The organism is Neolewinella aquimaris, assembly GCF_014197245.1.
In the GTDB taxonomy this organism is placed as follows: Bacteria; Bacteroidota; Bacteroidia; order Chitinophagales; family Saprospiraceae; genus Neolewinella; species Neolewinella aquimaris.
In genome coordinates this window covers 239,348-251,502 of record NZ_JACIFF010000004.1, presented here as the reverse complement: position 1 = coordinate 251,502, position 12,155 = coordinate 239,348, and the positions used below count along the sequence as shown (strand labels likewise).

4 protein-coding genes are annotated in these 12,155 nt (G+C 57.4%); all 4 read right to left on the bottom strand.

Annotation, left to right across the window (positions count from 1 at the left end; translation table 11 throughout):
• Nucleotides 1-9: 9 nt before the first annotated feature.
• Nucleotides 10-579 (bottom strand): D-sedoheptulose-7-phosphate isomerase, encoded by a 570-nt coding sequence (locus tag GGR28_RS09575; protein WP_183495563.1) that lies wholly within the window; start codon nt 577-579, stop codon nt 10-12.
• 146 nt (nt 580-725) lie between these two features.
• A complete protein-coding gene (locus GGR28_RS09570; protein ID WP_183495562.1) occupies nt 726-3,635 on the bottom strand; it encodes a PKD domain-containing protein in 2,910 nt (969 codons plus the stop codon).
• A 168-nt stretch (nt 3,636-3,803) separates the two neighbouring features.
• A complete protein-coding gene (locus GGR28_RS09565; RefSeq protein WP_183495561.1) occupies nt 3,804-4,007 on the bottom strand; it encodes a hypothetical protein in 204 nt (67 codons plus the stop codon).
• Between the two features lie 547 nt (nt 4,008-4,554).
• Nucleotides 4,555-12,129, bottom strand: coding sequence for a PKD domain-containing protein (locus tag GGR28_RS09560; protein WP_183495560.1), 7,575 nt, complete (start codon nt 12,127-12,129; stop codon nt 4,555-4,557).
• Nucleotides 12,130-12,155: the final 26 nt, after the last annotated feature.

Sequence of the window (12,155 nt, the reverse complement as noted above, 5' to 3'; positions counted from 1 at the left end):
ACTTAAATATTATTCGCCGAAGAGACGGCGCTCTACATCTTCACACAGAATATGGCCGAGCAGCATGTGACCTTCCTGAATCCGTGGAGTGTCGTCGCTGGGTACATTGATGAGAATGTCGACAAGTGCGCCTAATTCACCGCCGCCGGCTCCGGTCATCGCGACCAGAGTACATCCGGCCTTCTTACCGGCTACCGCGGCGGCGAGGACATTGCGGCTGTTGCCGCTCGTGCTTAGCAGAAAAAGCACATCGCCGGGGCGGGCCATGGCGGTCGTCAATCGGGAAAAGGCGTGGTCGTACCCGTAGTCGTTGGCGACCGCCGTGAGGAAGCTGGTGTTCACGTGCATTGCCTCGGCAAAGAGGGGCGGTCGGTCGAGGTAGAAGCGTCCGCTCAATTCGGCGGCCAGGTGTTGGGCGTCGGCGGCGGAGCCGCCATTGCCGCAGAAGAGGGCCTTGCCCCCGGCCCGGAAGCTTGCTACGCAGGCATCGGTCGCTCGTTTCAATCGGTCTAGTAACGCGGCATCTTCGAGGATGCGCTGCTTGACGGCGATGGCCGCCCGAATTCGTTGGTGGGGCATGATGCTGCAAAGCTACGGTGCGTAGTTAGTTCTGCATTATTACAGAGTTTTATCAACGCCCCCCAGTTGAAATGCCACAGACCAAAAAGAATCGGGCCAGCATCGTTAAGATGCTGGCCCGATTAATCAGGGGCGTGGATGCCACTCTACATGCGTACGAAGGGTTTGATCATCTGCTGATCTCCTTCGAGCACCCGGAGGCGGTACATGCCCTTCGGAAGGTCGCTCACGTTGATTTGTGTGCGCAACTGATCGCCAGCCTTATCGAGGGTGTAATCCCGTAGGCGGCGGCCCGCCGCGTCGATCAGAATCATATCGACCCGGCCCTCGTACCCGCTGGTCAGTTCGACGGTGAGGTCGTTGATGGCGGGATTGGGATATAGGCTCAGCGTGGTTTCTTCTACTGCTTCTACTTCGACCACTTCCTCATTGGCGGGTTGCGTGGAGGAACTACCCGAGGTAGCGAACATGACGGTCGAAGCGGAATTGGAGCCACAGTTGGTAGCACCGCCTCCCTGGCCGGTGGGGAGGGTGGCCGATTTCGACAAAAGAAGTTTGTCGAGGCGGGTACCTGCTTCCCGGTTAGCAATGGAGATGATGTGAGTGCCGGCACTGAGCTTGAAGGAGACGGCTTTAGTGTCGTTATTGACCCTGCGCCACTCCATTCCTTTGGTCATTAGGGTAGTGCCGTTGGTGTTCTTCCAGAATGGAAACCACTTGTTGTGAGCATCAACACGTACCCAGAAGGAGTTTTCGCTACTGCTCGGGGCGTCCATCCGGAGGAAGAGGTAGTAAGTGCCCGATTCCTTGACGTCGACCGTATAGTGGATGTGCTCTTCCCGGTCACTTTCGACCACCGCCTTGGTGTTGCTGCTGCCGGTGAATGCGGTGTAGGTTCCTGCAGATGCGTCTGAGTCCTTGAAGGTAGCCCAGTCGCTGCCGAGGGAACCACATTCAGCTTCCATCCAGTAATCGGTAGCTGACGAAGCGGTTGGAGTTTCTTCGGTTTGGCCACAGTTGGTAGCGGCGTCACCGTTTCCAGTGGGATTGCGGCTACCTGAAGTGATGAACACCTTATCGAGGCGGGTGCCGTCTTCACGGTAAGCGAAGTCGATCGTGTTATTGCCGGCGCGCAGTTGCAGGCTCTGGGGCATCTTGTTCCACTGGAATCCGTTGCGTTGCTGCATTCCGCTGCTCCACCGGTACCAGGATTGTCCGTTGACACGAACCCAGTAGGAATCGTCTAGATTAGAGGGGGCGTCGATGCGGGCAAAAAGCCGGTAGGTGCCTGCCGTAGCAGCGTTTACCTCAAAGCGTACGCGGTTGTCCGCTACGTCGGAGGGGGCGGAATTGTAGGCGTTGCTGCCACGTACCACAACATAGCTGCCGTTGGAGGCGGATCCGGAAGACTGGGTCGTCCACCTGCTGCCTACCGCAGCGCATTCGGCTTCCAGCCAGAATTCATTGTTGTTGCCGGGTTGGGTCATTTCGGCACTGAGTTGTACGGCTACAACGTCGGTATCGGTGGCACCATCGTCGTCGGTAACCGTCAGGGAAATGCTGTAATTACCGGGAGAAAGGGTGATCTGGGGGCGGCTGCCGGTAGCACTGCCACCGCTCCATTTCCAGGCGTAAGCCTTAATGCTGCCATCCACATCGCTGGAACGACTTCCGTCGAGCGTGACGGTTTGGGTACCCGACCCGGAATCCGGCGTGGCGAGGGCTACCGCGACCGGGGGCTCGTTGCTCACACAGTTGGCGGCGGCATCGCCTACTCCACCGGGTTTGCTGGAATTGGTGGTGACTTTAATCTTATCCAGCCGCGTTCCGCTTTCCCGGTATGCAATATCAATGGTGTTGCTGCCGGCTTTGAGGTTGAGGCTTTCCGGCATCTTGTTCCATTTGAAACCCGTAGCGGTTTCAATACCGCTGTTCCACTGGAACCAGGATCCACCGTTGGTCCTTACCCAGTAAGAATCACTGGTGTTATCGGAGGCATCTACGCGGGCAAAGAGGTGGTAGTTTCCTGCTTCGACATCCTGCAGGGTAAAGCGGATGCGGTTATCGGCTGCATCCCCCGGGGAGCTGGAAGTAGAGGTTTTGGTGGGTACTACGAAGGAACCACCGGCTGCACTACTGCTGCTCTGCGTGGACCAGTTTTTTCCAACTTCGGCACATTCCGCCTCCAACCAATAGGAGGTTGAGGCGGTAAACTCGCTTACGGAAATGCTCACCCGATCGGTGGATTTCGCACCCGTATCGTCGGTGACGGTGAGCACAACCTCGTGGGTACCGGCGGAGAAGGTAATTGCCGGGCGGGCACCGGAGGCTGCACCCTCGTTCCAGTTCCAGGTGTAGTCGATTACCTTGCCATCCGCATCTGAGGAGGACCTTCCGTCAAAGTTTACCGTGAGGGGGGCGGTTCCACTCGTCTGGTTGGCAGAAATGCGGCCGACGGGAATGATATTGTTCTTGCTGCTGACGCTACATCCGGAAACGGCGGGAAATACTTCCACGATGCTCCGGCGGGTGCAGCCGCCATCGTCCGTAGTGAGTATGTAAAGTCCGGATCTGGAGACCAGCGGCTCGGCTTCGGTGGATGTAAAGCCATTGGGGCCGGTCCACTGGTATGAATCGGTAGAGGTATATCCCCTGAGCCGAACGGTACCATTAGCACATCCGAGCAGCTTTGTCAGCTCGTCGGTGTTGGCATCGACGGTGCAATTGAATGCGTTGTCGTCGACGGCCAGGTAAAATTGGGTGCTGCTGCTCGAATTGCTGTCGTGGGCTGTGACTTTTATCCGAAAGTTCTGTCCAACAACCGAAGCGGGTGCGGAAAAGGTGAACGTTCCGGTCTCCCGGTCCAGGTCAACCCAACTGGGGAGGCTTTTACCGTCGCTCAGCGTGGCCGAGTAGGTGAGCTGGCTTCCTTCAAATGCGCCATTGACCACATAGACTTCCGTGTCATTCGCGTGAGTGGTGTAAGCGTTGATGGGGGTTGCGACGGGTGCGAATGCTTCCGTAGCAGTGGCGGCGAACCGTGGCGTGGCGTGCAAGTTCCAGCCCGGAAACCCGGCAACAGTTAGTAACAGGAATAAAATTCCGGTTATGCGTACAGGTCGGGCCCATACGGCAGTGCGCGTATTGTTAAATATCATCCTCTAAATTCCTTTGTTGGTTTTTCCAGTAGTAAAAGCGGCACGAAGATATTCGTGTTACATGGTTTAAATCACCGTCGTTGGTTGGTTTGACGGATCATCATGTTGAAAATGAAGGGAGTGCGGTGGTGGTACGATCGGCAAGCTACCGATCAGCCCGGTGATTGACTTGCTTTCAGCTGTTCCACCGTACGGCAGATGGAAAAAATCCATCTGACGCGGTAGAGCGCCTAAAAGCGTGATTTTGACATTGGTATGACGAACCTGCATGGGCTAACTGCTTGCAGGTTTGCTTCCTATCGCCCGAATGACGGATAACTCGCATCCCTGGTGTGCATGCAGGGTAACGAATTGCGTCGTAGCGGAAGGGCTGATGAGGATACGAAAAGGGAACACTTGGCCCACATCTGCGGGAGAGTTCCATCGGCTTTCCTGGGTGTTATAACACGTCATTTTAATACGGCTCGTTAGACAATTCAGATGAAAACTGCGGGTTGTATCCAAGCGCGAAGGCTATTTGCTGAATACATTGCACCTGCGGTCCCGCCCCATTAGGCGGTTGCATTTGTCTCGTGTCGTAACTAAATGTGTTTGGAAAGCCGGCGTCGGCGAAGGTGAACGCGGACTCGGAGAATGCACAAAACTACAAAAGATTTGCAACTTTCAAAGGGAAGCGAATAAATTGGGGCGTTTAAGTAGGCCTCCTAGTGACCGTCGGTGCCATAAATATAAGGCTCTGGTCCTACATATTAGGCAAAACTTACAAGCGTAAAATGCTACGGGGCCGCTTCTTACTGAAGTGGCCCCGTAGCGAATACTACTGTTTGATGAAAGATCGAATTGTTCGTCGATCTCCTTCCACGAGCAGCATGCGATAGATGCCGGCGGGCAGATCGGTTACCCTGAGCTCGGTCTTTAAGGTGTGGTCGTCCTTATCGTACTGTTGCAGGCTGATTCGGCGTCCGTGCACATCGGTAATCAGGATACTTACCCTGCCCCTGAACGGGCTGATGAGCGAAAGCGTGATCTCATCCCTAGTTGGGTTCGGGTAGAGGCTTACTTCCGGGGCCGGAGCGACGGTAGATAGAGCGGTAAACGGATTAGCAGAAGAGGTGCAATTAGTAGCTGCAGCTCCCAAACCGGTGGGTGCGGCACTGCTCTGGGACAGGTAGATCTTGTCCAGTTTCGTGCCGTCCTCGCGGTAGGCGAAGTCGATGGTGTTGACGCCCTCGGAGAGTACCGGCAGGGCGCCGGTCATCTTATTCCAGGCAAAGCCTACGCCCTGCTTGAAGCCGCTGTTCCACTTGTACCAATTGCCGTTGTTGATCCTGACCCAGAAGGAGTCGTCGGTACCACTGGGCGCATCGACCCGGGCAAAGAGGTGGTAGGTGCCCGCCTCGGCGTTAGCAACGAACTGGATCCGGTTGGCCGGAATGTCGGAGGGTGGTACGTTGTTGGTATTTCCGTTGGGGAAGACAACGTACTGTCCGTTGGAAGCTGCCCCGTCGGTTGCGACGTTCCAGTTGCTGCCCACCGTGGCGCATTCGGCTTCGAGCCAGAACGTGGTTTCCAGGTCGCCGGACGGCGGTGGTGGCGGCGGCGGTGGTGGTGGCGGCGGCGGAGCATCACCGCAATTCGAGGCTAGGCTACCCAGACCGGTGGGTGGGGCACTGCTCTGGGACAGGTAGATCTTGTCCAGTTTCGTACCGTCCTCGCGGTAGGCGAAGTCGATGGTGTTGACGCCCTCGGAGAGTACCGGCAGGGCGCCGGTCATCTTGTTCCAGGCAAATCCTACGCCCTGCTTGAAGCCGCTGTTCCACTTGTACCAATTGCCGTTGTTGATCCTGACCCAGAAGGAATCATCGAAACCACTGGGCGCATCGACCCGGGCAAAGAGGTGGTAGGTGCCCGCCTGGGCGTTAGCAACGAACTGGATCCGGTTTGCCGGAATGTCGGAGGGTGGCACGTTGTTGGTGTTTCCATTGGGGAAGACAACGTACTGTCCGTTGGAAGCTGCTCCGTCGTTCGCAACGGTCCAGTTGCTGCCCACCGTAGCGCATTCGGCTTCGAGCCAGAACGTGGTTTCCAGGTCGCCGGACGGCGGCGGTGGTGGTGGAGGTGGAGGTGGCGGTGGCGGCGGAGGCGGTGGCGGTGGCGGCGGAGCATCACCGCAATTTGAGGCCAGGTTACCTAGACCGGTGGGTGCGGCACTGCTCTGGGACAGGTAGATCTTGTCCAGTTTCGTGCCGTCCTCGCGGTAGGCGAAGTCGATGGTGTTGACGCCCTCGGAGAGTACCGGCAGGGCGCCGGTCATCTTATTCCAGGCAAAGCCTACGCCCTGCTTGAAGCCGCTATTCCACTTGTGCCAGCTGCCGCCGTTGATCCTGACCCAGAAGGAATCGTCGGTGCCACTGGCCGCATTGACAAGGGCGAACAGGTGGTAAGTGCCCGCCTCGGCGTTAGCAACGAACTGGATCCGGTTTGCCGGAATATCGGGGGGTGGTACGTCATTGGTGTTTCCGTTGGGGAAGACGACATACTGTCCGTTGGAGGCTGCCCCGTCGTTCGCGACGGTCCAGTTGCTGCCCACCGTAGCGCACTCCGCTTCGAGCCAGAACGTGGTTTCCAGGCCGCCGGGTGGTGGCGGTGGTGGTGGTTCCGTTGTCGATTGAATGTTCACCACATCGGTTCCCGTTGCATTGAGGTTGTCGGTGACGGTCAGGGTAACGGAATAGGTGCCCGCGGGGAAGCTGACCTGTGCGATCTGGCCGGAAGCGGTGCCTCCGTTCCAGGCCCAGGCGTACTGGGTGATGTTCCCGTGGGGATCCGTTGAGGAAGAGCCATCTAGGGTAACGGAAAGGGGGGCGATGCCGGTGGTTGGTGTTGCGGATGCTACCGCGGTCGGGGCGGTGTTGCTTCCGCCACCGCCGGTAACCGTAATCGCTACTTCGTCGGTTCCCGTGGCGCCGGAGTTATCGGTAACGGTCAGGGTGACGGAGTAGGATCCTGCGGGAAAGCTTACCTGTGCGATTTGACCGGAAGCTGTGCCCCCGTTCCAGGCCCACGCATACTGGGTGATGGTACCGTCGAAATCCATGGAGGCCGATCCATCCAGGGTGACGGCAAGGGGGGCGGTGCCGGAGTTCGGCGTTGCCGCTGCTACGGCGATCGGAGCGTCGTTGCCCCCGCCGCCCCCGGTGATGGACAGTTGGAAACTGGAGCTAGCGGTCAGGCCATTGCCATCGGTCGCCGTAACCTGTATAGGGTATACGTTGCCGACCGTGGAGGAAGGAGGGGTAAAGCTGAACGTACCTGAACGCAGGCCCAATTTTAACCAGGACGGTAGCTCACCGCCCCCGTTGAGGGTAGCCGTAAATTCCAGGACGTTGCCGGGGTAACCCCGGTTGAAGAAGGAAATGATGTTATAGATCCCCGCTTGCTGGGCGGGTGCAGCGTGATTGGCAATCGTGCTGGCGGAAGGCACGCCAACGGGACGAATATTGGTGATGTAGGAGGTGTTGTCCTGCCAATCGCAGTTGGCGGTACCCGCACCACATCCGTCGACGACGTAATCCTGGTTCAGGATGTACGCATTGGGGATCACGTTGCCATCGCGGTCCAGCGCACGGTATACTCGGATCCCGAGCACTTCGTCACGCAGTTGCCTCTGCTGGTTTCCCCCTACCGTGCTGTAGCCGGCGATCATGATGTTGAAGGGGACGGTGATCAGATCCGTTTGTTTGCCCGCAATCACGGTTGAGGTATTCGATTCCTTCGGCAGCAGCGTCTGGTGATACATGTCGCCGTGGTCATACTTCATGTCGTTTACGAGTTGGAAGCTAGAATTTCTCAACTCGGTGGGGGCACCCCCGGGACCATGAAGTGCCGACAGTTGCATCATGCGAACGGGTTGGTTGGGGTCGGCCTGGACGAAGTAATGACTGAGAATCATGTCTCCTTCCAATCCGTTATTTACCGCGGCGTCACTGGGGTAATCTGAACTCGGGCGAACAATGATCTCTCCGTTGGCGTCCCGACCCATTTGGGTGGTGAATCCGAACGCGTTGAAGACCTGTTGCGCACTGATTTCTCCACTGCCCTCCGGAAGATGTACCCAACCTCCCCGTAGGGTAGCACGAGCCGTGGCGTTGTTGTCCGCATTGGTTTCCAAAATCAATTTTTCGGTGATCAGCACCTTGCTCTGACCGGAAGAGGTGACGAAAAAGACGGTGGCATCGACGTACTGACCCGGTTGCACGACTCGGCCTCCGGGAGGGATAGAGAAATTTTCAACGATGAAGTCGCGGGTGTCGGATGTGGTGATGCTATTGATGATCAGGGGAGCGGTGCCGGGGTTATGGATCCGAATCACGTTCCTGTCGTGGAAGAGCAGGGGCTGTCCTTTGCCGTTGACGGCCGTTTGGCTCTTGTAGAAAGTGTAGAAATCATCGGCGGGGAAGCCCTGGTTCGTTCCGGGGGCCTTCGTCATGTTTTCGAAACTGATCAGTGCACCGGTAGGCGTTACATCGGGTAATCTTTCGATGTGTATGAACATTATTTTCGAGTTACCGATGCCCTGGGCTCCGCTATCGTCGATGGTTAATTTTCCATCCGACACTTCCACGGTGGCGGATTCGGTACGACGGAAGCTGGTCAGGGAGGGGGGATCGTAGTCGTCGACTACCGTAACGCGCTCGGCACGAATGGTGTGCCTGCTGTTGATGGAGTCCCGGTCGCCTACCGTAACTTCAACGGAGTAGCGGCCGTTGGGAACGGCGATCTCCCAGTCGCGTGGTACGGTCGTTGTACCGGTGATCCGGTCCATGTGATTGAAGGACCCTCGCAATTTATCTTCCGTGCTGCTGCTCTCCACGACCCCGCGGCTGGCCCCGCGGGCACCGGCTATATTGTCGATCGGCAGTTTGGTGTAGGGATCTATCCAGCCATAGGTGAATCCGTCGCCCCGGCTGCCGTACGCTTCTCCGAAATCGGCACGGTAGCCGGTCGGTGGAGAAAAGCTTGCATCCTGAAAATTGATCTTGACGGCAAAATCGGGTTGATTGGCTATGGGCCGGTGGGGCTCGACGTTGCTGAGGACGAAGACATAGTCCTGGTAGTCGCCGTTTGCGTCGTCCTCAAAGCAGACCAGGTAGCTTCCCTCTACCGACCGACCATTGCGATCGCGCAGGGGATAGATTCGGCTGCGGTGGGCGACGCCGGTATTCAGATCGTCCTGTGTATAGCTTTTTCGGTTGAAATAATCCGAATGGAGGTAGATGCCAAACCCTTCACTGCCCGGGTTAAGGGTGAGGCTGCCACTGGCCAGCTGCGGATAGATGGTTTGTGCTTCATCCGTGCTGGCGGCCAGCACTCCGGTTTGTACCGTGGTGACCGATCCGCCGCTACGGGAGTAGTAGCCAAAGGGTAGGGCTTCCGCCGGGGAATAGCGGGCTACGGGACTGAGGGTAACCGGTCCGTTGCCATTGGCCTGAAAAAACTGCGTACTTACCTCATCGCCCAGTAGTGCCGGATCGGTAGTTCCCGCCAGGCTGTTCCACCCGACATTGATGCCGATGCCTAGTACATTGACGATGGTCTGAAGGGAAGGCTCGCTGTTGCCGCCGCTTCCGGTTGTTTTCAGTGCGTGGAGGCCGACCCGGAAGGGGGCTCCCTGATTGCCGTCGCTGTTGAAGACTAGTTCCGATTGTTGATACCCCAGGGCATTTTGGTCCCGCGTCGGAAAGTAGTTGATGGTGTATGCCTGGGAGGTGTTGGGGGCCAGGGTGACATTGGATGGTCCTACGATACCGAACTGGGTTGCGTACGGACCCGATATGGACCTTCCGGTGATGTGAAGATTACTTTCACCGGTATTGCTGATATCGATCGTCTTGCTGTCGCTGCGGGAGTTTTGGGAGAAGACGGCAGCTTCCAGGATGAGTTCGCTGGGGTTAGCCGCAATGACCGGAACCGGAAGGTTGGGGTCGGAAACGCGCATCAGGAGGATTTTTTGCTTACCTCCGCCGTCGCGATCATACTGAGCAACGTACAGGTTGCCGGTGGCGGGGTGCTCTACGATCTCCAGCGGGTCGTCCAGGCTCTGTAAACCGGGGATATCCTCAAACGCTTGGATAACATCGCCACTATTGTTGCCTGGCTGGAGCACGACGATGTCGTCCTGTCCGCTGAAGCGGGCTACGAGAATCATTCCTTTGAGTTTACCCCCAAAAGCATTTGACTGATATTCGATGACTCCGTTTGGTGATTTATTTTTGGCAAAGTCATAGGCAACTTCCAGGTAGTTAAGGTCAGGCCCCAGCGTCGGGGGATACTTGCTTACGTCCCGGTAGGTGCTTTCGAGTTGTCCGGGAAGCGCGGCGTATTCCAGTCCGCCGTGATTCAGGATAAACTCTCCGCGGTAAGGGTTAGGGTGGCCGTGGTAGCTGCCCCCCTTCGTCTTAAAGAGCCAGTCTTTTTGGGTTTCACCCCCGGTTACGCCGGGTATGGTGGGGTCGGTGAAAAAGGTGCCGTTCGGACGCCGTACACCTATCCCACTAGTATCCTGAGAGACATATCCGACGGAGGCAGGCGTGTTGGGGGAATTGGAGTTGTTGCCCGCCGTTCCGTTGGTGGGAATGTACATCCACCCGTTGCTGTGAAACACCAGATCGTAAGCATTGCGGACACCGGTGGCAAAGAGCGTCAGCGGAGCGTCGAGGGAGTACGGATTGTAGGTCCCGTCACTCATCACCAGGCCCGAGGTGGGGGCGGAGTTGATCACCGATATATCGGAAGTCGTAAATACGCTGAGGGGCAGACTGCTGGGAAGATTGTCTAGTCGCAGGCGCAATACGGCTGCCGATAACAGACTTTCCTTCCGCATACCCCAGGCGATGTCGGGTTCTCCCCCGGCGCTGTTGCTGCCCTGAAGAATATACAGGTCGCCGCCGGGCCCAAAAACTACACTGTTGGTGAGGTGGTCCTTGCGGGAACGGGGAAGGTGAACCAGGACGTCCTGAACATTTTCCAATTGGGAGCCCGTCAGGCGGGTGAGTTTGCCGTCCCACTCCGGACCGTCGGTGAGCGTCATCGCGCTGTGGGTTACGTAAGCGATCAGGTTGCTGGGGGTAGACTCGGGAGCAAAGGTCAATCCTATGATGAAGCGGTCGTCACTGGTCGGTGCGCCGGTTACGGGGTGATTGCTGCCCGTCAGGTTGATGGGGAGTTCCTCCAAATCCGTTAGGGTGCCGTCCGGTAGAATGGTCCACCGCTTAATTGTCTCCCCGAGTGTGGAAGCGTACAGCTTGCCGTCGGGACCGATGGTTAGCGTGGTGAAGCGACCGGTGGTACCCGCACCGAGCAGGTTACCACTAATTTGGGTGAACCTGACCCCATCCAGGTTAGCAGGCTGGTTGGTGTCTTCACCGGATGCCGAGGAGAATTGTGAGGTAAATGTGCGAAAATTTATGCGATCATTCACATTGCCGATACGATTCGCCCGTACGCCCTCGAGGTGGAATACGTAGGTTGTTGCCGGCTTGAGCGAGGAGGAGGTAGTGAGGGTGATAGCGTCCCCACCACCGGTATCGTTTGAATTTGAAGGCACCTCCAACAGGCCGATGTCCGTCTGCTCGAATAGGCGCACCCGACCGTGAATGCTGTTCTTATCCAGCTCGTAGCCTGCGGGAACATTTACCGCTACGCTGATCTGAAAGGCGGAAGTGGGAACGTCCGTAGCACCGTTGACCGGGATCACATCGGAGAAGAAAGCGACCGGTTCCGGCGCCGCCGGGGTAATCACTACGCTGGAGATCTTGCTGTTGTAGCCTCCCGTAGCGTCGAGAGTAAGCCTCCCGTCGGTGACATCGACCACTCCGGTTCTGGAGAACTGGTTGACCCCTCCGTAGACCGTTGGTTGGTACACCAGGTTCCAGTTCTCGGCATTGATTACGTGAGTGGTACCGGGACGGGATTCCGGATCACTGTCGCCCGCCACCACTGACACCCGGTAGGTACCATTGGGCAGGGCGATCTCCCAGGCACCCTCGACGGGTGGGCCGAGTGTGCCACCGGTGTCGCCATACTGCATGTGAACGAGCGTCTCTTTGAGGACGTCGACATCGGGGTTAGGTGAGCGGTTGCGGCCGTTTCCGACGAGAGAGATGGGAATGGCCGTACCCGGCTCGACCCATCCGTAGGCATACACCCCCCGGGCGGCGAAAGGCTCCCCGAAATCTTTGAGAAAGGGCGCCGGCGGATTGGTAGATTCGTCGGAAAAGTTGATGTGAATGGTATCGCCCGGAGCCAACTGCTGTGTGCTGGCAAAAACGAAAGTATTCGGGGTAAGCAGCGCAGCGAGTAGCGCAGCCAGTAACAGCTTGTAATTGTTCATTGTGTTGTGCTATAGTGTATCTAAAG

Bases quoted from the DNA above. Each gene is read 5' to 3' on its own strand.
- GGR28_RS09575 (WP_183495563.1), bottom strand. From the start codon at position 579: ATGCCCCACCAACGAATTCGGGCGGCCATCGCCGTCAAGCAGCGCATC.
- GGR28_RS09565 (WP_183495561.1), bottom strand. From the start codon at position 4,007: ATGCAGGTTCGTCATACCAATGTCAAAATCACGCTTTTAGGCGCTCTA.
- GGR28_RS09560 (WP_183495560.1), bottom strand. From the start codon at position 12,129: ATGAACAATTACAAGCTGTTACTGGCTGCGCTACTCGCTGCGCTGCTT.